The following is a 24,410-nucleotide window of genomic DNA, read 5'->3' on the forward strand; positions in this document are numbered from 1 at the left end:
CGTGTCCGGCGGTTGGCGACAGGCTGGGGGCATGGAGCACCTGCGGCCCGCGCGGCGCGAGATCCGGGCGCGGTTCGACGCCCACACCGTGACCGTCTACCAGGCGTACCGACCGGAGATCGGCGTCCCCGCGGCACGCACGGGACGCTTCCCCGCGACGTGGCAGCGCGACCGCATGACGTGGGTCAAGCCGTCCTTCCTGTGGATGATGTACCGCTGCGGCTGGGGCGCCAAGGAGGGCCAGGAGACGGTGCTGGCCGTCCGGATCACCCGGGCCGGGTTCGAGTGGGCGCTGGAGCGCGCGTGCCTGTCGCGCTACGACGCCGACGTGCACGCCGACGCGGCGGACTGGCGCGCCCGGCTGCGGGCGGCGCCGACGCGCGTCCAGTGGGACCCGGAGCGGGACCTGCACCTGCGGGCGCTGCCTCACCGCTCCCTCCAGCTCGGCCTCGCCGGTGAGGCGGCCCGGCGCTACGCCGACGAGTGGATCACCGGGATCGACGACGTCACCCCGCTCGCCCACGCCGTGCGCGAGCGCGTGCGCGACGGCGAGGTGGCCGAGGTGGCCGAGGCGGCGCGGTGGCTGCCCGCGGAGCGGCCCTACCCCGTGCCGGCGGGGCTGCTGGCGCACCTGGGGGCGTGAACGGGGCTCCACGCCGTGGCGCGCGCCGTCCCGCCTCGTCGCGCGGCCGGGGTCGCTCGCGTCGGCCGCAACGGCCGGGCCTCGCGCCCCGCGGCTGCCCGGTGCCGGCTCAGGCGGCTTCCGCTCCTCGCTCCCCGGCTCAGGGGCTCCCGGGCCCGCTCACCGGCCCCGGTGCTTGAGCGTGGCCTTCTGCGTCTTGCCGTGGTTCCTGGCGCGTCCGCCCCAGGCGGTGTCCCGCATGGCCTGGCGGGACCGCTGGTCGGCGGCGGCGCTGCGGGAGCGCTCCCGGTCGTCGAAGCCGGCGCGTTCCCCGCGGTGGTGGTGCTTGGACATGGCCGTCCCTCCTCCTCGTCACTCCACTGTCCCTCGAACGGCTGAGTCCGGCATCTCGGGTAGCCCCTCGAACAGACGCCCCCCGGCGCCGTACGATCCGCTCATGGCGAATGACGGCCCACCCAGCGGCCTGCACGACGGCGGGAGCGACGGCGAACGGAACGGCCGGCACCGGGACGAGCCGCCCGCCGCTCGGCGCGGCGGCCAGTGGTACCCGGCGGAGTGGCCGGAGCGGATCAGGGCGCACCAGCGCGGTGAGCTGACGCCGGTGACGCCGAAGCGGGCGGCCACCGTGCTGCTCCTGCGGGACGGCGAGCGGGGCCCGAGCGTGCACATGCTGCGCCGCAGGACGTCGATGGCCTTCGCCGGGGGCGCGTACGCCTACCCCGGCGGCGGCGTGGACCCGCGCGACGAGGCGGCGGTGCGCTGGGCCGGACCGGACCGCGCGGCGTGGGGCGAGCGGCTCGGCGTCGGCCCGGCGGAGGCCCAGGCGATCGTCTGCGCGGCCGTGCGGGAGACCTTCGAGGAGGCGGGCGTGCTGCTCGCGGGCCCCGACGCCGACTCCGTCGTGGCCGACACCACGGGGGAGGACTGGGAGGCCGACCGCCGCGCGCTCGTCGCCCGCGAGCTGTCCTTCGCCGACTTCCTGGCCCGCCGCGACCTGGCCCTGCGCAGCGACCTGCTCGGCGCCTGGGCCCGCTGGATCACCCCGGAGTTCGAGCAGCGCCGCTACGACACCTGGTTCTTCGTCGCCGCGCTGCCGTGCGGGCAGCGCACCCGCAACGCCTCGACGGAGGCCGACCGCACCGTGTGGATCACCCCGGGCGACGCCGCCGCGGGCTACGACCGCGGGGAGCTGCTGATGATGCCGCCCACGATCGCCACCCTGCGCGACCTCACCACCCTGACGCGCGCCGACGAGGCCCTCACCCGCGCCGCCGCGCGGGACCTGGCGCCGGTGCTGGCCCGGGCCACACTGGACGGTGAGGAGATCGTGCTCAGTTGGCCGGGACACGACGAGTTCGAGAAGAGGATCTTCCGGGTATGACGAACGCCGCCGAACTGCCCGGCCAGCCGCGCGGAGCCGTCGTCAGCGGCCCCGCCACGGCGCGGGCCACCTGCGTGCTGGCACCCAACCCCTCCCCGATGACGCTGGACGGCACCAACACCTGGGTCGTCGCCGAGCCGGACGCGGACGTGGCCGTCGTCGTCGACCCCGGGCCGCTGGACGAGGGCCACCTGCGCGAAGTCGTCGCCACCGCGGAGCGGATGGGCAAGCGCGTCGCGCTGACCCTGCTGACCCACGGCCACCACGACCACGCCGAGGGCGCCGCCCGCTTCGCCGAGCTGACCGGCTCCCCGGTGCGCGCGCTGGACCCGGCGCTGCGGCTGGGCGACGAGGGGCTGGCGCCGGGCGACGTCGTCACCACCGGCGGCCTGGAGCTGCGCGTCGTGCCGACCCCGGGGCACACCGGGGACTCCCTCAGCTTCCACCTGCCCGCCGACGCCGCCGTGCTCACCGGCGACACCGTGCTCGGCCGGGGCACCACCGTCGTCGCGCACCCCGACGGGCGCCTTGGCGACTACCTGGACTCGCTGCGCCGCCTGCGCTCCCTCACCGTGGACGACGGCGTGCGGACGGTGCTGCCCGGGCACGGGCCGGTCCTGGCCGACGCGCAGGGCGCCGTCGACTACTACCTGGTGCACCGCGCGAAGCGGCTGGCCCAGGTGGAGACGGCGGTCGAGGACGGGTACCGCACCCCGGCCGAGGTCGTGGCCCACGTCTACGCCGACGTGGAGCGCACCCTGTGGCCCGCCGCCGAACTGTCGGTGCGCGCGCAGCTCGACTACCTGGGCGAGCACGGGCTGATCTGACCGGCCGCGGGCGCCGCCGCCCCGCACGCGGGCCGCGTCGTGCGTCGTGCGGGCCGCGTCGTGCGGGCCGCGTCGTCCCGCGTGCGGCGCCCGGTGCCGGCCCCGGCGGCGCGTCAGCGGCTCCGCTTGGCCAGCCGCTCGACGTCCAGCAGGATCACGGCGCGGGCCTCCAGCCGCAGCCAGCCCCGGCTGGCGAAGTCGGCGAGCGCCTTGTTGACGGTCTCGCGGGAGGCGCCGACGAGCTGCGCCAGCTCCTCCTGGGTGAGATCGTGCACGACGTGGATGCCCTCTTCGGACTGCACGCCGAAGCGGCGCGAGAGGTCCAGCAGGGCCTTGGCGACGCGGCCGGGGACGTCGGAGAAGACCAGGTCGGACATGGAGTCGTTGGTGCGGCGCAGGCGGCGGGCGACGGCGCGCAGCAGCGCGGAGGCGACCTCCGGCCGCGCGTTCAGCCACGGCTGCAGGTCACCGTGGCCCAGGCCCAGCAGCTTCACCTCGGTGAGCGCGCTGGCCGTCGCCGTGCGCGGACCCGGGTCGAACAGGGACAGCTCGCCGATCAGCTCGCCCGGACCGAGGACGGCGAGCATGTTCTCGCGCCCGTCGGGGGAGCTGCGGTGCAGCTTGACCTTGCCCTCGGTGACGACGTAGAGCCGGTCGCCGGGGTCCCCCTCGTGGAACAGGGCCTCGCCGCGGGCCAGCGTCGTCTCGGACATGGAGGCACGCAGCTCAGCCGCCTGCTCCTCATCGAGCGCCGCGAAGAGCGGGGCGCGCCGCAGAACGTCGTCCACGAGTCTTCTCCTTGTCGGCCTGCGCATGAGGGTACGGGCCCCATGATGCCGGACGTGCGAAACAGTGCGATCGCTCACGAGTTTGACGCACCCGTTCCTCCCAGTGTGCGGCAGGGGGCGGGTGGGGCAGGGATTGACCGAGGTCCGGGGCGAATGTCGTCGCCTCCCCTTACGCTGGCCGAGTGGTCAACAGCCCGGTAGGAGCACAGGAAAGGGGCCGGTCGGGTGAGCGCTTCCGGTGATTCCGCTGTGGGTGAACAGCGGCCCGCCGCGCGGAGTAAGGCGGCCGGGGCCGCAGGGGCCCGGTCGGGCGAGCGGACGCCCCGCTCCGACCCCGGGCCGCGCCCCGGCCCGGTGCCCGGGAGCGACGAGGGTCCCGGGGCCGGCCAGGCGCCCGGGGCCGGAGCCGCCGGGGACGCCGGAGCCGCCGGTCGCCGGACGGACGTCGGGCCCAAGGCGGTGCGCAAGGCGCGGCCCCGCAAGGGCGAGACGCGGCTGGGCATGGTGCGCCGCGCCCGCCGCATCAACCGGGAGCTGGCCGAGGTCTACCACTACGCGCACCCGGAGCTCGACTTCGAGAGCCCCTTCCAGCTCCTGGTCGCCACCGTCCTGTCCGCCCAGACGACCGACCTGCGCGTCAACCAGACGACGCCCGCCCTCTTCGCCGCCTACCCCGGGCCCGAGGACATGGCCGCGGCCGACCCGGAGAGGCTGGAGGCGCTGATCCGTCCGACCGGCTTCTTCCGGAACAAGGCGAAGTCGCTCATCGGCCTGTCCACCGCGCTGCGCGACCGCTTCGGCGGGGAGGTGCCCGACTCCCTGGAGGATCTGGTCAGCCTCCCCGGCGTCGGCCGCAAGACGGCGTTCGTCGTGCTGGGCAACGCGTTCGGCAGGCCCGGTTTGACCGTGGACACGCACTTCGGCCGCTTGGTGCGCCGCTGGAAGCTCACCGGGCAGACGGACCCGGAGCGCGTCGAGGCGGAGATCGCCGAGATCATCCCCAAGAGCGAGTGGACGGACTTCTCGCACCGCACCATCTTCCACGGCCGCCGCATCTGCCACTCCCGCCGCCCGGCCTGCGGGGTGTGCCCGATCGCCGAGCTGTGCCCGGCCTACGGGGAGGGCGAGACGGACCCGGAGAAGGCGAAGAAGCTGCTCAAGTACGAGATGGGCGGCCAGCCCGGCCAGCGCCTGAAGCCTCCGCCCGACTACCCCGGCCGCGCCGCGCCGCCGCTGGGGACGCCGTGAGGGTTCCCCGGACGGACGGTGCCGCGGCTCCGGTCACCGTCAGCGCGGACGGCGTGCCAGGCTGGCTGGCGCCCGTGGCGGAGGCGGTGCCGACCGTCCGGCCCGAACAGCTCAGCCGTTTCCTGCCGCCGCCCACCGGAGGGCGGCAGTCGGCCGTGCTCGTCCTCTTCGGTGAGACGCCGACCGCCGACGGCGAGCCGGGCCCCGAGCTGCTGCTCATGGAGCGCGCCAGCAGTCTGCGCTCCCACGCCGGCCAGCCGTCCTTCCCCGGCGGCGCGCTCGACCCCGAGGACGGCGATCCGCAGGGGGACGGCCCCCTGCGCGCGGCGCTGCGCGAGGCCGAGGAGGAGACGGGTCTCGACCCGGCGGGCGTGCAGGTCTTCGGGGTGCTCCCGCGGCTGTACATCCCGGTCAGCGGCTTCGTCGTCACGCCGGTGCTCGGCTGGTGGCGCGAGCGCACCCCGGTGCAGGCCGTGGACGCGGGGGAGACGGCCCGGGTGTTCACCGTGCCGGTCGCCGAGCTGGCCGATCCCGCGAACCGGGGGACGGCGCTGCACCCCAGCGGCTACCGCGGGCCGTGCTTCCAGGTGGCGGACACGCTGGTGTGGGGCTTCACCGCCGGCGTCATCGACCGCGTCCTGCACTTCGCGGGCTGGGAGCGCCCCTGGGACCGGGAGCGGGGCATAGCGCTGGACTGGCACGCCTGACGCGGACGGCCCGGAGCGCTCGCCGACCGGCGCGACCCCGGCCGCTCCGCGATGCGGTGGTGACGGATGATGCATACGGTGCTGCTGATGTGGCAGCACGCGACGCGCACGACCCGCGCGGCGCCCCGGCGGGGCCGACCCGGCCGGAAGGACGGAAGGCGACGGACACGAACACGGCACCCGGTCCCGCGGAGCCGGGCCCGCCAGGCGGCCCCGGGAACGCGGACGGCGGCGGAGGACCGAGCGTCCCCCGGGCGACGGGCGATCCCCGGACGACGGGCGGCCCCCGAGGGACGGGCGATCCCGGGGAAGGAGACGGCCCCGAGGGAGGGGACGGCCCCGAGCAAGGGGACGGCCCGCGTGGGACGGGCGGCACCGGGCGGCCGGGGCGCGCCTGCGGGGTGGTGGGGCGCGCCGCACCAAGCGGCCGCGAAGCGACCGATACGGCGACCGAGGCGAGGGTGACGCGGTGAACGTGCTGGACCTGCTGCTGGTGCTGGCGGCCCTGTGGTTCGCGGTCGTCGGCTACCGCCAGGGCTTCGTGGTCGGCGTGCTGTCCGTGGCGGGGTTCCTCGCCGGTGGCCTCGTCGCCGTCATGGCGCTGCCGCCGCTGTGGAGCCGGCTGACCGGCGGCGCGGCCGCGGGGACGGCGCAGGCGGTGGCGGCCGTCGTCATCGTCGTGGTCTGCGCGTCCGTGGGACAGGCGTTCACCACGCACCACGGCAACCGGCTGCGCCGCCACATCACCTGGTCACCCGTGCGGGCGCTGGACGCGACGGGGGGCGCGCTGGTCAACGTCGTCGCCATGCTCTTCGTCGCGTGGCTCGTCGGCTCCGCGCTGGCCGCCACGTCGCTGCCCACGCTCGGCCGCGAGGTGCGCGGGTCCAGCGTGCTGCAGGGCGTCTCGCAGGCCATGCCGGGCGGTGCCACCACCTGGTTCACCGACTTCAGCACCGTCCTCGCGCAGAACGGTTTCCCCCAGGTCTTCTCGCCCTTCACCAACGAGCCGATCACCAACGTGCCGGAGCCGGACCCGGAGCTGGCGGGCAGCCCGGCCGTCACCCGGGCGAAGGAGTCCATCGTGAAGATCACCGGAACGGCGCCGAGCTGCGGCAAGTCGCTGGAGGGCACCGGCTTCGTCTTCCACGAGGGCCGGGTGATGACGAACGCGCACGTCGTCGGCGGCGTGGACGAGCCGACCGTGCAGGTCGGCGGCGAGGGACGGCTCTACGACGCCGAGATCGTCCTGTACGACTGGGAGCGGGACGTCGCCGTGCTCGACGTGCCCGGGCTCGACGCCCCGGCGCTGGAGCTGTCCGAAGGCGACGCCACCACCGGCGACGGCGCGGTCGTGGCGGGGTTCCCGGAGAACGGCGGCTTCGACGCCCGCGCGGCCCGCGTCCGGGGCCGGGTACAGGCCAACGGACCCGACATCTACCACCGCGGCATGGTGCGGCGCGACGTGTACTCGCTGCGCACGGTCGTGCGGCAGGGCAACTCCGGCGGGCCGCTGCTGACCCCGGAGGGCCGGGTCTACGGCGTCATCTTCGCCAAGTCCCTGGACGACGAGCACACCGGGTACGCGCTGACGCTGGACGAGGTGCGCGAGAACATCACCCGGGGACGCGCCGCCCAGCGCCCCGTCGACAGCCAGAACTGCGCGATGTAGGGAGCTGCCCGGACCCGGACCCGGCGGCGCGGTGGCACCGGCGTCGGGTGGGGCGGCGGGCTCCGGGACGCGCGGCGCCCGGCCGGGCCGGCGCGTGCGCTCGGGTCGGCGCGTGCGTTCGGGACGGCGGCGCCCGGCCGGGACGCGGCGGGCGTCAGCGGTGGCGGAGGCGGGCGCTCACCCAGCGGGCGCGGCGGCCCAGGATGCTGGGGATGCCGATGCGGGGGTCCCCGGCGTCCTGGGCCGCCGGGCGCGGGGCGCGCGGCAGCCGCGGACGCGCACCGGGCCCACGGCCACGGGCGGTGCGGGACACGTCACGTTGGTCGTACGTCCAACCCATACTCGGCACTGTGCCCGCCCCCGCAGGTCGATAACCGTACGAAGTTCAGCCATTCGGCGTATGCGGCGGACACGTGTGCGAGGGGCGGGGTGTGCGCGTCCGGCGCCGGGGCCGGGGCGGGTGGCCGGGGCGGCCGGGGCGGGTCAGCGGTCGGGCTCGGGGTCGCGCAGCCATTCCACGAGCTCGGTGGTGAAGGCCGCCGGGTCCTCCTCGTGCGGGAAGTGCCCGAGCCCGTCGAACAGGCGCCAGCGGTAGGGCGCCTCGACGTACTGGCCGGAACCGGCCGCGCTGCGGGTGCGCAGCACCGGATCGAGCGAGCCGTGCAGGTGCAGCGTCGGCACCCGCACGGGGCGCCGCATGCGGCGGTAGAACTGGACGCCGTCGGGCCGGGCCAGCGCGCGCACCAGCCAGCGGTAGGGCTCCACCGAGCAGTGCGCGGTCGACGGGATGCACATCGCGCGCTGGTAGGTGCGCACGGTGGCGTCGTCGAACGCCTCGGGCAGCCGGGGGCCGGACCACTCGCGGATCAGCCGTCCCACCAGGGCGCCGTCGTCCGCGACGAGTTGCCGCTCGGGCACCCACGGGCGCTGGAAGCCCCAGATGTGCGAGCCCGCCGCCGTCTGCCGCACGTCGCGCAGCATCGCCGAGCGCCAGCGGCGCGGGTGCGGCATGGACACCACCGCCAGGCGCCGGATCAGCTTGGGCCGCATCACGGCCGCCGTCCAGGCCAGGTAGCCGCCGAGGTCGTGGCCCACCAGCGCCGCGTCCGGCTCGCCCAGGGAGCGGATGACGCCGGTGATGTCCAGGGCCAGGTTCGCCGGGTCGTAGCCGCGCGGGGTGCGGTCGCTGCCGCCGACGCCGCGCAGGTCCATCGCGACGGCCCGGTAGCCCGCGTCCGCCAAGGAGGTGAGCTGGTGCCGCCAGGTCCACCAGAACTGGGGGAAGCCGTGCACCAGGAGCACCAGCGGGCCGTCCCCCAGTTCGGCGATGTGGAAGCGGGCGCCGTTGGCGGCGACGTCCCGGTGGACCCAGGGGCCGTCCAGCGCGGGAACGGCGGAGCTGGGCGGATCGACGGCAGGGGTGGTCATGGGGAGCAGTCTGTCACCACACGGCCGTCTTCTCCGCCGCGTCGCCGCCCGCGGCAGCGCCGGTGGGCAGCGCCTGCTCGTTCCGCCCCGTGCCGACGGCCCGCCGGTCGGCGGCCGGGCGGGGGTGCGGCTTGGCGTTCGAGAGCACCCCGGCCGTCTTCTTCGCGGAGGCGATGGACTGCTTGGGCGACTGGATCTTCTTCAGCAGCGCGCGGGCGGCGAGACCGCACACGAGCGCGAAGAGCAGCATCAGGCCGCCGACGATCGCCAGCGCCACGGCCATCGGGACCTTCCACCAGGCCTCCAGCCAGTAGGCCAGCGCGAAGCTGAAGACGGGCAGCGAGAAGAGCGCCAGCACCCCCGCCACGACGATGGCGCCCGTGCCCGCGACGCCGCGTGCCACGGACTCCTTCATCTCCGTCTTGGCCAGTGCGATCTCCTCGTGCACCAGCGCCGACAGGTCCGACGTGGCCGAGGCGACCAACTGGCCGAGGCTGCGGCCGTCCTGGGCTCCGCTCATGGCTCACTCCCTTGACTGTGCTGTCTCGTTCCGTGGTGACGCCTTCCCGGTTTCCGGCTCCGGTCTCCTCATTCCCGGCAGCCGGTGGCCGGCGGACAGCCACGTTACCCGCGGGTACCCAGGGTCGTCGCGATCATCGGGCACGGCAGGGCGCCCAGCGTAGCCAACACGGCGGAAGGGCGCCGAAGCTGCCACGCTCCGGCGCCCTTCGGGGACGAGTCCGCTCAGTCCTCGCTGGCGGCGCCCGGCAGCTTCGCCTGGATCAGCTCCATCACCGAGGAGTCGGTCAGCGTGCTGACGTCACCGAGCTCACGGTTCTCCGCGATGTCGCGCAGCAGGCGCCGCATGATCTTGCCCGAGCGCGTCTTGGGCAGCTCCGCCACCGGCAGGATGCGCCGGGGCTTGGCGATCGGACCGAGCTGCTTGGCGACGTGCGCCCGCAGCTCCTCCGTCAGCCCCTCGCTCTCGGCCGCGGTGCCGCGCAGGATGACGAAAGCGCAGATGGCCTGTGTCGTCTGCGGGTCGGTGGCGCCGACGACCGCGGCCTCGGCCACCGAGGGATGCGACACGAGCGCCGACTCCACCTCGGTGGTGGAGATGTTGTGCCCGGAGACGAGCATGACGTCGTCCACCCGGCCCAGCAGCCACACGTCGCCGTCGTCGTCCTTCTTGGCGCCGTCGCCCGCGAAGTAGCGGTTGGGGAAGCGCGACCAGTAGGTGTCCAGGTAGCGCTGGTCGTCTCCCCAGATGGTGCGCAGCATCGACGGCCACGGCTCGGTCAGCACCAGGTAGCCGCCGCTGCCGTCGGGCACCTCGTTCGCCTCGTCGTCCACCACGGTCGCGGCGATGCCGGGCAGCGGCACCTGTGCGGAGCCCGGCTTGGTGGCGGTGACGCCGGGCAGCGGGCTGATCATCACGCCGCCGGTCTCCGTCTGCCACCAGGTGTCCACGATCGGGGTACGGCCCGCGCCGATGTGCTCGCGGTACCAGATCCACGCCTCCGGGTTGATGGGCTCACCGACCGAGCCCAGCAGGCGCAGCGAGGACAGGTCGAACTTGGCGGGGATGTCGTCGCCCCACTTCATGCTCGCCCGGATCGCGGTGGGCGCGGTGTAGAACAGCGTGACGCCGTACTTCTCGGCAATCTCCCACCAGCGGCCCTTGTGCGGCGTGTCCGGCGTGCCCTCGTACATCACCTGGGTGGCGCCGTTGGCCAGTGGCCCGTAGACGATGTAGGAGTGGCCCGTCACCCAGCCGATGTCGGCGGTGCACCAGAAGACGTCCGTCTCCGGCTTGAGGTCGAAGACCGCGTGGTGGGTGTAGGCGATCTGGGTGAGGTAGCCGCCGCTGGTGTGGAGGATGCCCTTCGGCTTCCCCGTGGTGCCGGACGTGTAGAGGATGAACAGCGGGTGCTCGGCCTCGAACGCCTGCGGCGTGTGCTCCGGGCTCTGCCGGCCGACGACGTCGTGCCACCACAGGTCCCGCCCCTCGGTCCACTCGACCTCCTGCTCCGTGCGCCGCACGACGAGCACGGTGCGGACGTTCTCGGTGCCCGGGCGGGTCAGCGCCTCGTCCACGGCCGGCTTGAGCGCGCTGGGCGCGCCCTTGCGGTGGCCGCCGTCCGCGGTGATGACGACGCGCGCGTCGGCGTCCTGCACCCGGGTGGCGAGCGCGTCGGCCGAGAAGCCGCCGAAGACCACCGAGTGCGGGGCGCCGACGCGCGCGCAGGCCAGCATGGCGACGACGGCCTCGGGGATCATGGGCAGGTAGATCGCCACCCGGTCACCGGCCCGGACGCCCAGCTCCGTCAGCGCGTTGGCCGCCTGGCACACCTCCCGCTGGAGGTCGGCGTAGGTGAGCGTGCGGGTGTCGCCCGGCTCGCCCTCGAAGTGGATCGCGACGCGGTCCCCGTGCCCGGCCTCCACATGGCGGTCCACGCAGTTGTAGGCGACGTTGAGCTTGCCGTCCTTGAACCACTTGGCGAACGGGGGGTTGGACCAGTCGAGCGTCTCGGTCGGCTCGGTGGCCCAGGTGAGCCTGCGCGCCTGCTCGGCCCAGAAGCCCAGTCGGTCGTCCCGCGCGCGCTCGTACGCCTCGGCGGTCACGTTGGCGTGCGCGGCCAGCTCGGCCGGTGGCTCGAAGCGACGCTCCTCCTTCAGGAGATTCGCCAAGCTCTCACTGCTCACGGCATCCGCCTTTCCCGGTGTGTGCGCTGTGTCCCAGCTCATACCTCAGCAGGTCGGCGGGGGGTGTGACAAGGGTTCTCAGGCAAGTGGTTTAGACCTGTTGCGGTGAGCGGTCGCACGGGCCACCCGAACGGCCCACGGACGGCCGGCGTCCGGCCCGCCACCGGGCGTGCCGTCCGCACCGGTCGGCGTGCGGGGCGCCGGGGCCCGGCTGCGGCGGGTGGGGTGAGTGGGGTGAGTGGGGGCCGTGGGGTATGCCGAGCGCTCGGCAGGTGTGCGGGGCGGGCCGGCGTTCCGTGCGTGCGGTGGGCATCAGCGCGGCCGGACCGGGGTGAACACCGGCGGCGTCGCGCCACCCGTCGCGTCGAGCACGTAGGCCTGGGCCTCGCCCACGTGGAAGTACATGCCGTGGAGCTCCAGGGAGCCGTCGGCCACCCGCCGGGCCACGCACGGGTGCGCCCGCAGGTGCTGCAACTGCTGGACGACGTTGGCCAGGCACAGCCGCTCCACCGGGTCGGGGGTGGGGCGGTCCGCGAGCCGGGGGGCCGGTTCGGCGGCGACCGCCAGGCGCTCCACGCTCGGTCCGCCGTGGCGCAGCCAGCGCGCCAGCGAGTGCGGCAGCGCGTCCGGGCGGCCCGGCCGCCGACCGGTGTGCAGCGCCTGCATCGCGCCGCACCCGGAGTGGCCGCACACCGTCACGGAGCCGACCCGGAGGACCTGGACCGCGTACTCGATGGCCGCCGCCACCGAGTGGTCTCCCGCCTCCTCACCGGGCGGGGGCACCAGGTTGCCCACGTTGCGCACGGTGAACAGGTCGCCGGGGCCGCTACTGGTGATCATGCTCGTGACCAGCCGTGAGTCGGCGCAGGTCAGGAACAGGTGGGAGGGCTGCTGTCCTTCCCGCGCCAGCCGGGACAGCTCGGCGCGCACCCGTGGGGCCGTGTGCCGCTGGAAGTTCCGTACTCCGCCCAGCAGCTGCCCGCGCCGCTCCGGACGCCCGCCGGTGGCGGCCGCGTCGAGCGCGGGCTCGGGGCGGGTGCACTGGTGGTTGCGCCACGGCGTCCAGGGGGTGCAGTGGTGGGCGGCGGCGGGCTCGGCGATCCGGGCACCGGCCCGACCGGCGATCTCCGCCCGGCCGCCGTGCGCCACGTGGGCGGTGCGCCAGTCCTGCAACGTCTCGTAGGCGGCGTGGTCCATGAACGAACCGTCCAGCTCGACGTGGGCCCGGGCGCCCGGTGGCACCTGGCTCAGCGCCCGGCCGAGCCGGGGCACCGCGAGGAACGTCAACGGGCCGTGGACCACCACCCGGTGCGGGCCCGCCGCGTCGCCGCCGCCGTCGCCGCTCGCTGTGGGCGGCGCGTAGGTGATGCGGGTGCGGGTCAGACGGTGCAGGGCGACGGCGACGGCCACCGCGACGCCGATGCCCACGCCCTCCAGCACGCCCAGGAGGACCACGCCCAGCGTCGTCGCGGCGTACACCGGCACCTCGCGGTGGTGCGTGACGGTGCGGAGGTGGGTGATGTTGACCATCTGCACGCCGACCACCATGACCAGCGCGGCCAGCGCGGCGAGCGGGATCAGCTCCAGCAGCCCGACCAGCAGCGCGGTGGCCAGCGCCACCCAGCAGCCGTGCAGGATCGCCGAGCGGCGGCTGACCGCGCCCGCCCGCACGTTCGCGGTGCTGCGCACCGCCACGCCGGTGACCGGCAGTCCGCCCAGTGCGCCGGAGACGGTGTTGGCCGCGCCCTGGCCGCGCAGCTCGCGGTCGAGGTCGGCGCGCGGCAGGGGTGGCTCACCGGTCTGCTGGACGCGGGTGGCGGCCAGCTTGTCGATGGCGACGGCCGACAGCAGGGACTCCACGCTGGCCACCAGCGTGACCGTCAGCACGGCCGCCAGCAGCCCGAGCACCGGGCCTTCGGGCAGCGCGGGCAGCGCGTGACTGCTCCAGGAGGGCAGGTCGACGCGCGGCAGGTCCAGCGCGGCGAGGACGGCGAAGCCGGTGGCCAGGGTGACGGCGACGAGCGGACCGGGGGCCGCGCGCAGCACCTGCCCGAACCGGCCGCGCAGCCGGGGCCACAGCAGCAGTACGCCCGCGGTGAGCACGCTGACGGACAGCGCGGCGGGATGCAGGTGCGTGAGTTGGTGCGGCAGCTCCGCGAGGTTGGCGATCACCGAGCTCTCCGGGCTGCCGCCGAGCACGATGTGCAACTGGGCGATGGCGATGGTGACGCCGATGCCCGCCAGCATGCCGTGCACGATCGCGGGGCTGACCATCAGCGCCGTGCGGGCCACCCGGAACCGGGCCAGAACCAGTTGGCTGAGCCCCACCAGGACGGTGATCGCGCACGTCGTCCGCCAGCCGTAGGCCTGGATCAGATCCGCCACCACCACGGTCAGTCCGGCCGCCGGGCCGCTGACCTGGAGCGGGGCGCCACCGAAGCGGCCGACGACGACGCCGCCGACGGCCGCGGCGACCAGCCCGGCCTGAAGCGGGGCGCCGGTGGCCAGGGCGATGCCGAGGGACAGCGGCAGTGCCACCAGGAAGACGGAGACGGAGGCGGAGACGTCGGCCCGCCACGGCGCGCGGGGCGGGGCCGGGGCGCGGGCCGACCCGGCGCCGGCGCGGGCCGGGACGGACGGCCGGACGGCGCCGCCGTCGGGGGCGGGGCCCTCGGCAGAGGCGTGGCGCCCGGGGCGCGGGTCGGCCGCGCCGGAGTCGGCGGTGGCCGACGGCGGGCCCGGGTGTTCGGGGGGCGGGGCGTCGGCGCCGGGTGGGGCGTCGGCGCCCGGCGGGGTGGTGGCGCCGGGCGGGGTGGCGAGCGGGGGTGTGGGGACGCGGTCGGACATCGATCCCTCTTCGTCTGGGTCACGGCGGAGGCCGGGTGGTCAGCTCGGGCGCGGGACCGCTGCCGGCCGCACTGAGCTGCGGGAACACACGTCGGCGCACCACCAGACGGTGGTCACGGTGCGTAGCTGGTCGATCACTTCCAAGAAAAGGTAAACGGCTCGCAATGAAAGGTAAAGCGGGCCTCGGGGGTCCGAGGCGAAAGGGCGTGCGCATTCCTTCGGACGGGTGAAGTTCGCCGGAAAAGCTGTTTGTCATATCAATACTTCAATCACATTGTGCGACTTTTCTTGTACGCGACGTGAGCGGCGGGCAGTGCCCCGGCGTGCGCCGCGAGCGAAGGCGTCGAGTGGAGAGGTGACCGATGGCGGGCGTACGGAGGCGTCGCGGCGGGGCCGCGCTGACGATCGCGACGGCGGTGCTGGTGACGGGCTGCGGTGGCGCGGCGGACGACGGCGACACGGGCGGCAAGAGCCGCACCGCCGCGGAGGCCGCGCGGCCCGAGGCGCCGCGGGTGATCGGTGACGGTTCCACCTCCTTCACCGGGCCGCAGCCCGGGCAACCCGAGGCGACCCGGCTGGCGCCGGGCGAGCGTCCGCCGCAGTTCGTCGTCTTCTCCTGGGACGGCGCCGGTGAGGACGACAAGGAGCTGTTCTCCCACTTCCGCGAGGTCGGCCGCGCGTACGACGCGGACATGACGTACTTCCTCAGCGGCATCTACGTGCTGCCCGAGGACGAGGCGCACCGCTACGACCCGCCCGGCGACCGGGGACCCGGCGCGTCGGACATCGGGTACCTGAGCGACGAGAACGTCCGGGCCACGCTGGAGCAGGTGCGCGGCGCCTGGCTCGACGGCAGCGAGATCGGCACCCACTACAACGGCCACTTCTGCGGCCCCACCGGCGTCGACACGTGGTCGGTGGCGGACTGGAAGGACGAGATCTCCCAGGCCAAGTGGTTCGTCAAGCACTGGAAGACGACCACCGGATGGCAGGACGCCGACGCCCTGCCGTTCGACTACGAGCGCGAGCTGATCGGCGGCCGCACCCCCTGCCTGGAGGGCCGGGAGAACCTGGTGCGGGCCGCCCGCGACCTGGGCTTCCGCTACGACTCCAGCGGTATCGGGCGCCAGGTCTGGCCGGAGAAGGAGCAGGGGCTGTGGGACATCCCGCTCCAGCTCGTCCCGATGCCCGGCCGCTCGTTCGAGACCCTCTCGATGGACTACAACTTCATGGTCAACCAGTCCGGCCCCGGCAGCGGGGACCCGGCCAAGTGGCCGCAGTGGGAACGCCAGATGCGGGACGGTCTGCTCGCGGGCTTCGAGCGGGCCTACGAGGGGAATCGCGCGCCGCTCATCATCGGCAACCACTTCAACGGCTGGAACGGCGGCATCTACATGAACGCCGTCGAGGACGTGATCAAGACGGTGTGCGTACGGGACGAGGTGCGCTGCGTGTCCTTCCGCCAACTCGTGGACTGGCTGGACGCGCAGGACCCGGCCGTCCTGGAGAAGCTGCGCTCGCTGGGCGTGGGCGAGGAGCCGGAGCAGGGGTGGCGGGCGTTCCTCGCGCCGCCACCCGCCGCGCAGGCCGGCGACGGGGCGCGGGCAGCCGCGCGCTCCTGACGCGGGCCGGGGTCCCGCACCGGCCCGCGCGCCGGGCCCCGCGGGCCTCGTGGACCCCGTGCCGGTCTGGCTCCGGTCCCGCGCCCGGCCCGCTCCGGTCCCACGCCGGCCGCGCGTCGCCGGTGCGTCGGCCCCGCGTCGGCCCCGCGTCGGCCCCGCGTCGGGCTCGTGTCCCGCCGCGGGGCCCGGGCCGTGGGCGCGGCGCCGGCGTGCGGCCGGGCCGACGGGGTGCGGGTGGCCGGTGGGCCCCCGGCCGCCGGCGCGCGGTGCGGAGGAGCGCTGTCCGGGGGTGCCGACTCAGGCGGGCTGCGCGGCGGCGACCGCGTGCTCGCTCAGCACGAACTCCGGGTCCACCTGGGCGGCCAGGTCCGCCCCCGTGCGGGCGTTGCCCCAGCTCTCGGCGTTGCGCAGGTGGAAGTGGACCATCTGACGGGTGTAGCGCTCCCAGTCACGCCGGTCGTAGGCCGCGTCGGCCGTCGCGTACAGGGTTCGCAGGGCCTCCCGGTTGGCGTCCTCCAGCTCGGCGAGCGGCAGCGGGCGGCCCTTCTCCATCGCACGCACCCAGTCCGAGTGCCCCACCGTCACCAGCAGGTCGTCGCCGACCTCGGCGCGCAGGAACGCCAGGTCGTCCGGGCCCTGCACCTTGTTGCCGACGACCTTCAGCGCCACCCCGAAGTCCCGGGCGTACTCGCGGTACTGGCGGTAGACGGCCACGCCCTTGCGCGTCGGCTCGGCGACGAGGAAGGTCATGTCGAACCGGGTGAACAGGCCGGAGGCGAAGGAGTCGGAGCCGGCCGTCATGTCGACGACGACGTACTCCTCCCGGCCGTCGACGAGGTGGTTCAGGCACAGCTCCACGGCGCCCACCTTGGAGTGGTAGCAGGCCACTCCGAGGTCCGCCTCGGTGAACGGGCCGGTGGCCATCAGCCGCACCTGGCCGTTGTCCAGCGTGAGCGGGCGGGCGCACGCGTCGTAGACGGGGTTGTCCTCGGTGACGCGCAGCAGCCTCGATCCGGTGCCCGGCGGCGTCGTCTTGATCATCTCGTCCGGACCGCTGATGCGCGGGTTCGCGCCGCGCAGGTAGTCCTTGATCAGCGGGAGGTGGGCGCCCATCGGCGGCAGCGCGGCGGCCTCGGTGTCCGTCAGGCCGAGCGCCGCGCCCAGGTGCTGGTTGATGTCCGCGTCCACCGCGATGACGGGGGCGCGACGGGCCGCGAGGTGGCGGACGAAGAGGGAGGACAGCGTGGTCTTGCCGCTGCCGCCCTTGCCAACGAAAGCGATCTTCATGTTCGTTAGCGTAGGCCGGGCGGAGACGGGGAAGGGTGCAGGCGGTGGCCGAGTGAAGAAGACCACTCGTTCGTGGGGTCATCGGGGGAAACGGGGTGCGTAGGGTCGTGCCCATGAGTACGAGTCGTGACGCTCTGGCCCCGCTCGCCGCGCTGCCCGGTGTCGAGGCGGCCGTCGCGTCGATGCGCGAGACCGTGGACCGGGTCTACGGGCACCGGGTGATGCGGCGCCGCAGCACGGAGGTGACCGCCGAGGCGGTGCTGCGCGGAGCGCGTGCCTCGGCCGCCCTCTCCGGGGCCGACTGGGCGCTCGAAGAGGTGCGCCGGCGCACCGACTTCGGCTCCGACGAGCAGGCCAGGACGGTGGGAGCGGCGCTGCGCGTCACGGCGGAGGCCGGACAGCTCCTGCCGGTGTGGCGGCACTCGCCGCTGCGCGTCCTGGCGCGGCTGCACCTGGTGGCCGCCTCCGGCGCGGCGTCCGAGGACGCCGTGGGGCGTCCGCGCCAGGCGGGGGAGCCGGTGGACGAGCCGGGGATCGGCCTCCCGCTCCCCGACGCCGCCGAGGTCTCCGCCCGACTGGAGGGGCTGGCCGACGTCGTGGTGGCCGACTCCTCGGCCCCCGCGCTGGTCACGGCGTCGGTCGTGCACGGGGAACTGCTGGCGCTGCGGCCCTTCGGCTCGTACAACGCCCTCATCGCGCGCGCGGCCGAGCGCATCGTGCTGGTGGGCAGCGGGCTCGACCCCAAGTCGATCTGCCCGGCGGAGGTGGGCCACGCCGAGCAGGGGGCGCGGGAGTACCGGCGCGCGCTCGACGGCTACGCGGCGGGGACGGCCGAGGGCATGGCCGCGTGGATCGGGCACTGCGGGCGCGCGGTCGAGCTCGGTGCCCGCGAGTCCACGGCGGTGTGCGAGGCGCTGCAGCGCGGCGCCGCCTGACGCTTCCGGCGAAGTGGGTGACGGGGCGGTTGGGACGCGCCCGTGCGCCCGCGGGGCTGTCTCCGCGCATGTCGGGTTCAGCCATGTTTGAAGATGAAAGTAAAGAAATGAGGCCGGGGTTCCGCTTCGCCCGCTTCCGGAGTACAAAGGACGTAACGGCCCGCGAGACCGGCGGCGCTCCGAGAGGAGCCCCGTTCAGTACCAAGGCCCACGGACCGAAGCACGGACACGCAGAACCCACGCGACGCCGACCCGTCGATTACGGGCCTACCGCATCAGGTGGCGGGCGAAAGACTCCGCTCTGATCGGACCTATCGAGCACGCACTGGTACCTGGGTGGACGTGCCAGCGGCGGTCCCGCTCCCCGAGCGGGGCCGCCGCAGCCCTGTGCGCGCTGGGCCTGGCGCGCGCGTCGGCGGGGGTGCGCCTGCCGACTGCGGCGCGCGTGCCGACGGAGGTGCGTGTGCCGACCGAGGCGGTGCGTGTCGGGGCTGGCGCGCGGCCGGGCGCCAGCGGGGGCCGCTCCGGGCCCACGGCCGCTTCCGGGTCCGGCCGCCGGTGGGCGTCTCTCGCGTCCGCCGTCCTCCGCGCGCCGGCGACCGCCGTTCCCGACGATCCTCGCGATCGTCCTCCCCGGGCGCGTCCCTCTGGCGGCCGGCCCGCGCGTCAGCCCTCGCTCCCCCCTCAGGCCCCTCCGGTCAGGCGCGGCGGCGGCTCGCGTACCAGACGAGCCCGGCCGTCGCGGCGGCGGCGCCCAGCGCGGCGGCGGCGAGTACCGGCCCGGAGGGCATCGACAGCTCGGGCAGCCGCTGCCGGAGCCGCACCGGGCGCGAGAAGGTGAGGACCGGCCATTCCCGGGCCGTGGCCTCCCGGCGCAGGGCGCGGTCGGGGTTGACGGCGTGCGGGTGTCCGACGGCCTCCAGCATCGGCAGGTCCGTGGCGGAGTCGGAGTAGGCGTAGCAGCGGGAGAGGTCGTACCCCTCGGACTCGGCCAGCTCGGCGATGGCCTCGGCCTTGGCCGGCCCGTAGGCGTAGTACTCCACCTCGCCCGTGTAACGTCCCTCCGCCACCACCATCCGCGTCGCCACCACGCGATCCGCACCCAGGAGCTCGCCGATCGGCTCGACGACCTCCGCGCCCGAGGTGGAGACGATGACCACGTCCCGGCCGGCGAGGTGGTGCCGCTCGATGAGGGAGGCGGCCTCGTCGTAGATGATCGGGTCGATGATGGCGTGCAGCGTTTCGGCGACGATCTCCTTGACCTGCTCCACGTTCCAGCCCCGGCACAGGGCCGACAGGTACGTGCGCATGCGCTCGATCTGCTCGTGGTCGGCCCGACCGATGAGAAAGATGAACTGCGAGTAAGCGGTTCGCAGCACAGCGCGTCGATTCATCAGCCCGCCCCGGTAGAAGGACTTGCCGAAGGTAAGCGTGCTCGACTTCGCAATGACCGTCTTGTCCAGGTCGAAGAAGGCGGCGGTGCGCGGCAGCGAGGTGTTTTCCACGAGAGAGAGGATAGAGGGCCGCCGCGCCACCATTCGGCGTAAACTGTGGCGTGTGGGTTTGCCTGAGAGGGCTCTCGGGTACACCATGGAAGTCACGGATCGTTCGCGACCGTGCTAACCCGGTTCGACTCCTCCCCCCCCCGAGTCGACCGTGGAAGACGACCCCCGCTCTCCCCCCCGGCGGGGGTCGTCGCATGTCCGGGGGCTTTTTCACGTTCCGTCATCGCCGGTTCTCCGCTCCGTGGTCGCTGTGGGCCCTCCTGTGCCACCCATCAAACACGTAACCGAACGTAATCGGTAGGGTGCGCTGCGGATGTCACCGGGAAGGGTGGCGGAGTTATTCACAACTGGCGAGTTCTCCCCAGATTTGGACCAAGATCCCCGGAATTCCCCCGGCGCCCGCACGGTGTTTGCGCACGGCCTCCGCGACCCGTTCACGGAGGCGAGAGCGCCAAGCCGGAAGGAAAGACCCATGGCCGAAACACGCGGGGAACCCGTCCTGATCATCACGGAGGACGCACCGCTCCTCGACGACCTGCTGCGGCTGTGCGCGGCCGCCGGGGCCGAGGCGGAGGTGGCCCACGGCGCGCCGGTGGACGAGCTGCGCTGGCGCGCGGCGCCCCTGGTGCTCGTGGGGGACGACCGGGCCGAACCGCTGCGGAGCTCGCGCGGCGGGCCGCCGCACCGGCCCGGCGTGCTGCTGGTCGGGCGGGATCTGGACGACCACGGGATCTGGCAGCGGGCCGTCCGGCTCGGTGCGGAGCAGGTCGTCTTCCTGCCCGACTCCGAGTCCTGGCTCGCCGGCCGCATCGCCGACGCCACCGAGGGGGTCGCGGAACCGGCGCTCACGGTGGGCGTGGTGGGCGGCCGCGGGGGCGCGGGCGCCTCGACGCTGGCCTGCGCCCTGGCCGTCACCGCGGCCGACCACGGCCGGCGCGCGGTACTCCTGGACGGCGACCCCCTCGGCGGCGGCCTCGACGTCGTGTTGGGCGGCGAGTCCGCCGACGGGCTGCGCTGGCCCGCGTTCACCGGCTCGCGGGGCCGCGTCGGCGCCGCCGCCCTGGAGGAGTCGCTGCCCCTCCTCCACGGAGTGCGCGTCCTGAGCTGGGACCGCGCCGCGCCGACGGCGCTCTGCCCCGAGGCGATGCGCTCGGTGCTGGCGGCGGCCCGGCGACGGGGCGGCGTCGTCGTGGTCGACGTACCGCGCGGGCTGGACGAGTCGACGGCCGAGGCGTGGGCCCAGTTGGATGTGGCGCTGCTGGTCGTACCGGCCGAGCTGCGCGCCGTCGCCGCGTCCGGGCGGCTGGCCTCCCGGCTCTCGCTGGCCGTCCGGGACCTGCGGGCGGTGGTGCGCGGGCCGTTCACCGCCGGCCTGGACGGCCCCGAGATCGCCCGCCTGCTCGGGCTCCCGCTGGCCGGTGAGCTCCCGGCCGAGCGCGGCTTGTCGGCGGCCGTCGACAGCGGTGTGCCACCCGGAGCGGCGGCGGGCGGCCCCCTCGCCCGCTTCTGCTCCGCCTTCTGGGAGCGGGCCCTGCCGGCTGGCGGCCGCGGGAGCGTGGCGGCATGAGGACACTGCGCGAAACGCCCCGAGTACGCGTCGCGGAGGCCGGCGCCCTGCCGCCTCCGGCCGCGTCCCGCGTACCCGGATCCCCGCCGCTCCTCCCCGCCTCCGGCCCCGCGCCGCGGGCTCCCGGGTCCGGGCAGCCCTCCGCCGAACTGGTCGACGCCGTACGGCTGCGGCTCGCCGAGTCCGGGGGTGAGCCGACACCGGCCCGCGTGGCCGCCGCGCTGCGCGCCCAGGGACGACTGCTGGGGGACAGCACCGTGCTCGGCATCGTCGCCGCCCTGCGCTCCGAGCTCGTCGGCAGCGGCCCGCTCGAACCCCTCCTGGCGGACCCGGAAGTGACGGACGTCCTGGTCAACGGGCCTGACGAGGTGTGGGTCGACCGGGGCCACGGACTGCGCCGCACCGGCGTCCGCTTCCCCGACGCCACCGCCGTGCGCCGCCTCGCCCAGCGGCTGGCGGCCGCGGCCGGGCGCCGCCTGGACGACGCCCGGCCGTGGGCCGACGCGCGCCTGCCCGACGGCACGCGCCTGCACGCCGTGCTGCCACCGGTCGCCGTCGGCGCACCGTGCCTGTCCCTGCGCGTGGTCCGGCCCCGGGCGTTCGACCTGGCCGAGCTGGTGGCCGCCGGCACGCTGCCGCCCGGCGGGGACCGGCTGCTGCGCGCCGTGGTGGACGCCCGGCTGTCCTTCGTCGTCTCCGGCGGCACGGGCAGCGGCAAGACGACGCTGCTGAGCACCCTCCTCGGCCTGGTGGGCCCGGGTGAACGGATCGTTCTCGCCGAGGACTCGGCCGAACTGCGTCCCGTCCACCCGCACGTCGTCCGCCTGGAGAGTCGGCCGCCCAACCAGGAGGGGGTCGGCCGGGTGAGTCTGCGGGACCTGGTGCGCCAGGCCCTGCGCATGCGCCCGGACCGCCTGGTCGTCGGCGAGGTCCGCGGCCGTGAGGTGGCCGACCTCCTCGCGGCCCTGAACACCGGCCACGAGGGCGGGTGCGGCACCGTGCACGCCAACGCCGCCGCCGATGTGCCCGCCCGTCTTGAGGCGCTGGGCATGACGGCCGGGCTGGACCGCGCGGCCCTCCACAGCCAGCTCGCCGCCGCCCTCGCGGTCGTCGTCCACCTGGCGCGCGACCGGTCCGGGCGGCGCCGGGTCGCCGAGGTGCACGTGCTGGAGCGGGCGGCGGACGGGCTCGTCCACACCGTTCCGGCGGCCGTGTGGGAGGCGGACGGGTTCGTCCGGGCCGCCGGCTGGACCCGGCTGCGGGAGCGCTGCGAGCGGGGCGGGGGCGCGCTGTGACGGCGGTGGCCACGGGCGGGCCCGGAGTCGTCTACGCGGTGTTCGCCTGCCTGGGCGCGGCCGCCTGGCTGGCCCACCGCCCAGGCGGCGCCGCGCGCCGCGCCCGGCTGCTGCTCGGCGGCGGCACCGCGACGGCCGCGCACGCGCCCCCGGCGCCGCGGGCGGTCCCCGTGCCGCGTCGGCTGCTGCGGCACGCACGGCGTGTCGGGCGGCGGCTGGGTCCGCACTGGCTGGCCGTCCCGACGGGTGCGCTGCTCGGCGTGGCCGGCGGTTCCGTGCTCCCGGCCCTGGTCGGCGTGGCGGCCGTGCCCGTCCTGGGGCGCTGGCTGGCACGCCGGGAGGCGGCACGGGCGGCGGAGCGTCGAGCGGCGGCCGTCGTCGAGCTGTGCGCGTCCGTCGCGGCCGAACTGCGCGCGGGACGCCAGCCGGAGCAGGCCCTGACCGCGGCGGGCGTGGACGCCGCGCTCGGGGACGCCGGGGCGGCCGTTGTGGCCGCCGCCCGCTTCGGCGGCGACGTCCCCGGGGCACTGCGCCGGGCCGCCCGGCAGGCCGGAGCCGAAGGACTGAACGGTGCCGCCGCCTGCTGGCGTGTCGCCGTGGACGGAGGCGCCGGGCTCGCCGACGGGCTCGACCGCGTCGCCGAGGCGCTGCGCGGGGAGCACGGTCAGCGCGAGGAACTGCGTGCCCAGTTGGCCGGGCCGCGGTCCACCGCCGCGGCGCTGGCCCTGCTGCCGGTCCTCGGCCTGCTGCTGGGCACCGCGATGGGCGCCCAGCCGCTGCGGTTCCTGTTCCACTCCCCGGCGGGCTGGGCGGTGCTGGGCGCCGCCATGCTCCTGGAGTGGGCCGGACTCGCGTGGACGGCGCGCATCGTCCGCACCGCCGAGGGCACGCGCCGGTCCCCACGGAAGGGGTCGGCCGATGACCGCTGAGGTCGTGCACAGCCTGTGGACGGCGGCGGCCCTGGTCCTCGCCGCGGCCCTGGCGGCGGGTCGGCTGCGGGCCCACCGGGCGCAGCGGGCCGGGCATCGGCGGCGGCGGGCCGTGCTGGGCGGCCCGGGCCGCCGCCCCACCCCGGGGCACAGCCGCCGTGCGCCGGACGCGGGGCGGCGACGCCCGGGGCCCGGCCACCGCCCGGCGGGGTCGGCGCGACGGCGGCGTAGACGCCGGGTCGCCGCCCTCCCCGCGCCCGTGCGGGGCGCCCTCGCGGCCTGCGGCACGGGGGCCCTGGTGGCCGTCCTGGCCGGTGGGGTGACGGGCACGCTCGCCGGGCTCGCCGCCGCCTGCGGCCTGTGGTGGTGGCCGCGCGTACGGGCCGCCGGGCCCGACCGCCGGGCAGCCGCCGCGTTGGAGCGCGCGGTGGCGGCGCAACTGCCCCTGGCCGCCGAGTTGGTGGCGGCCTGCCTGGCCGCAGGTTCCTCGCCGCTCGACGCCGCCCGCGCCGTCGGCTCCTGCCTCGGCGGCCCGCTGGGCGACCGGCTCACGCGCACCTGCGACGAGCTGCGGCTGGGCGCCGAGCCGGCGCGGGCGTGGGCCCGGTTGGCGGAGCTCCCCGGCGCCGGGGTACTGGCCCGCTGCCTGGAACGGGCGCACGGTTCCGGAGCCCCGGCGGTGGCCCAGGTCGGGCGGCTCGCGGCCGAGTGCCGGGCGGGGTGGGCCCGGGCGGCACAGGCCCGCGCGCGGCGCGCCGGAGTGCTGGTCACCGGTCCCCTCGCCCTGTGCTTCCTGCCCGCCTTCCTCCTCGTCGGCGTGGCCCCGGTCGTCGTCGGCCTCGGCCGCTCGCTCCTGTGACCCCGACGCCCCGACGGACGAGCTCCCCGCCCACGACTTCTACGACGGCGCACCGAAGCTCGCAGCGGCTCACTTGGTCCCGGGCCCCGCCGGGCCTGCGGAGTCCCGCAGGCGCACACGAGCGCGCACGGTGCACGTCCCAGTGCCCACCGGCCTGCGAGGGCTCC

Annotated in this window: 20 protein-coding genes; 12 read left to right on the plus strand and 8 right to left on the minus strand. The window is 75.5% G+C overall.

What is annotated here, in order from left to right; translation table 11 throughout:
- Positions 1-31: 31 nt before the first annotated feature.
- Entirely contained in the window at positions 32-643 is a 612-nt protein-coding gene (locus OSB71_RS16805; RefSeq protein ID WP_265948929.1) for a DUF4291 domain-containing protein, read from the plus strand.
- Positions 644-802: 159 nt separating this feature from the next.
- Here OSB71_RS16805 and OSB71_RS16810 read toward each other — a convergent pair whose 3' ends face one another.
- The gene (locus OSB71_RS16810) at positions 803-976 is read right to left on the minus strand and encodes a hypothetical protein (protein WP_265948931.1); all 174 of its coding nucleotides are present in this window, start codon (positions 974-976) and stop codon (positions 803-805) included.
- Between the two features lie 103 nt (positions 977-1,079).
- On the opposite strand from OSB71_RS16810, the gene OSB71_RS16815 reads away from it, so the two are divergent.
- Positions 1,080-2,024, plus strand: coding sequence for an NUDIX hydrolase (locus OSB71_RS16815; protein WP_265948933.1), 945 nt, complete (start codon positions 1,080-1,082; stop codon positions 2,022-2,024).
- Positions 2,021-2,851, plus strand: a complete 831-nt coding sequence (locus tag OSB71_RS16820; protein WP_265948934.1) for an MBL fold metallo-hydrolase — start codon at positions 2,021-2,023, stop codon at positions 2,849-2,851. Before OSB71_RS16815 ends, OSB71_RS16820 begins: the two co-directional genes overlap by 4 nt.
- Before the next feature lie 113 nt (positions 2,852-2,964).
- On the opposite strand, the gene OSB71_RS16825 is transcribed toward OSB71_RS16820, so the two are convergent.
- Positions 2,965-3,639, minus strand: coding sequence for a Crp/Fnr family transcriptional regulator (locus tag OSB71_RS16825; protein ID WP_265948936.1), 675 nt, complete (start codon positions 3,637-3,639; stop codon positions 2,965-2,967).
- A 354-nt stretch (positions 3,640-3,993) separates the two neighbouring features.
- Between OSB71_RS16825 and nth the strand changes: the two genes are divergently transcribed.
- From nth to OSB71_RS16840, 3 genes are all read left to right on the plus strand, one after another.
- Positions 3,994-4,887: an endonuclease III gene (nth, locus tag OSB71_RS16830; protein ID WP_323055302.1), complete on the plus strand. Its 894-nt coding sequence runs from the start codon at positions 3,994-3,996 to the stop codon at positions 4,885-4,887.
- The gene (locus tag OSB71_RS16835; protein ID WP_265948939.1) at positions 4,884-5,594 is read left to right on the plus strand and encodes an NUDIX hydrolase; all 711 of its coding nucleotides are present in this window, start codon (positions 4,884-4,886) and stop codon (positions 5,592-5,594) included. Before nth ends, OSB71_RS16835 begins: the two co-directional genes overlap by 4 nt.
- Positions 5,595-6,063: 469 nt before the next feature.
- Positions 6,064-7,263, plus strand: a complete 1,200-nt coding sequence (locus OSB71_RS16840) for a MarP family serine protease (RefSeq protein WP_265948940.1) — start codon at positions 6,064-6,066, stop codon at positions 7,261-7,263.
- A 483-nt stretch (positions 7,264-7,746) separates the two neighbouring features.
- Here the strand turns inward: OSB71_RS16840 and OSB71_RS16850 are convergent, their stop codons facing one another.
- From OSB71_RS16850 to OSB71_RS16865, 4 genes are all read right to left on the minus strand, one after another.
- A complete protein-coding gene (locus OSB71_RS16850) occupies positions 7,747-8,691 on the minus strand; it encodes an alpha/beta fold hydrolase (RefSeq protein WP_265948942.1) in 945 nt (314 codons plus the stop codon).
- Between the two features lie 13 nt (positions 8,692-8,704).
- A complete protein-coding gene (locus OSB71_RS16855; RefSeq protein ID WP_265948944.1) occupies positions 8,705-9,211 on the minus strand; it encodes a phage holin family protein in 507 nt (168 codons plus the stop codon).
- A 224-nt stretch (positions 9,212-9,435) separates the two neighbouring features.
- Complete coding sequence (gene acs, locus OSB71_RS16860; protein ID WP_265948945.1) at positions 9,436-11,397, minus strand: acetate--CoA ligase; 1,962 nt, start codon at positions 11,395-11,397, stop codon at positions 9,436-9,438.
- A gap of 312 nt (positions 11,398-11,709) precedes the next feature.
- Positions 11,710-14,244 (minus strand): SulP family inorganic anion transporter, encoded by a 2,535-nt coding sequence (locus OSB71_RS16865; RefSeq protein ID WP_265948946.1) that lies wholly within the window; start codon positions 14,242-14,244, stop codon positions 11,710-11,712.
- A 362-nt stretch (positions 14,245-14,606) separates the two neighbouring features.
- Here OSB71_RS16865 and OSB71_RS16870 point away from each other — a divergent pair, with 362 nt between their 5' ends.
- Positions 14,607-15,866 carry a polysaccharide deacetylase family protein gene (locus OSB71_RS16870; RefSeq protein WP_265948947.1) on the plus strand — a complete coding sequence of 420 codons (1,260 nt, stop codon included), beginning with the start codon at positions 14,607-14,609 and terminating at the stop codon, positions 15,864-15,866.
- A gap of 297 nt (positions 15,867-16,163) precedes the next feature.
- Here the strand turns inward: OSB71_RS16870 and OSB71_RS16875 are convergent, their stop codons facing one another.
- The gene (locus OSB71_RS16875) at positions 16,164-17,153 is read right to left on the minus strand and encodes an ATP-binding protein (protein WP_265948948.1); all 990 of its coding nucleotides are present in this window, start codon (positions 17,151-17,153) and stop codon (positions 16,164-16,166) included.
- A 113-nt stretch (positions 17,154-17,266) separates the two neighbouring features.
- On the opposite strand from OSB71_RS16875, the gene OSB71_RS16880 reads away from it, so the two are divergent.
- A complete protein-coding gene (locus OSB71_RS16880; protein WP_265948950.1) occupies positions 17,267-18,088 on the plus strand; it encodes a Fic family protein in 822 nt (273 codons plus the stop codon).
- 698 nt (positions 18,089-18,786) lie between these two features.
- On the opposite strand, the gene OSB71_RS16885 is transcribed toward OSB71_RS16880, so the two are convergent.
- Positions 18,787-19,605: an HAD family hydrolase gene (locus OSB71_RS16885; protein ID WP_265948968.1), complete on the minus strand. Its 819-nt coding sequence runs from the start codon at positions 19,603-19,605 to the stop codon at positions 18,787-18,789.
- 460 nt (positions 19,606-20,065) lie between these two features.
- Between OSB71_RS16885 and ssd the strand changes: the two genes are divergently transcribed.
- Genes ssd through OSB71_RS16905 form a run of 4 tightly spaced genes read left to right on the plus strand, consistent with a single transcriptional unit; the run spans position 20,066 to position 24,243 of the window.
- Positions 20,066-21,160, plus strand: coding sequence for a septum site-determining protein Ssd (ssd, locus tag OSB71_RS16890; protein ID WP_265948951.1), 1,095 nt, complete (start codon positions 20,066-20,068; stop codon positions 21,158-21,160).
- A complete protein-coding gene (locus OSB71_RS16895) occupies positions 21,157-22,455 on the plus strand; it encodes a TadA family conjugal transfer-associated ATPase (protein WP_265948952.1) in 1,299 nt (432 codons plus the stop codon). The genes ssd and OSB71_RS16895 overlap by 4 nt, the downstream gene beginning before the upstream one ends.
- Positions 22,452-23,384: a type II secretion system F family protein gene (locus OSB71_RS16900; protein ID WP_265948953.1), complete on the plus strand. Its 933-nt coding sequence runs from the start codon at positions 22,452-22,454 to the stop codon at positions 23,382-23,384. The genes OSB71_RS16895 and OSB71_RS16900 overlap by 4 nt, the downstream gene beginning before the upstream one ends.
- Positions 23,374-24,243, plus strand: a complete 870-nt coding sequence (locus OSB71_RS16905) for a type II secretion system F family protein (protein WP_265948954.1) — start codon at positions 23,374-23,376, stop codon at positions 24,241-24,243. The genes OSB71_RS16900 and OSB71_RS16905 overlap by 11 nt, the downstream gene beginning before the upstream one ends.
- Positions 24,244-24,410 lie beyond the last annotated feature (167 nt).

This window comes from Streptomyces marinisediminis (assembly GCF_026262575.1).
Taxonomy (GTDB): Bacteria; Actinomycetota; Actinomycetes; order Streptomycetales; family Streptomycetaceae; genus Streptomyces; species Streptomyces marinisediminis.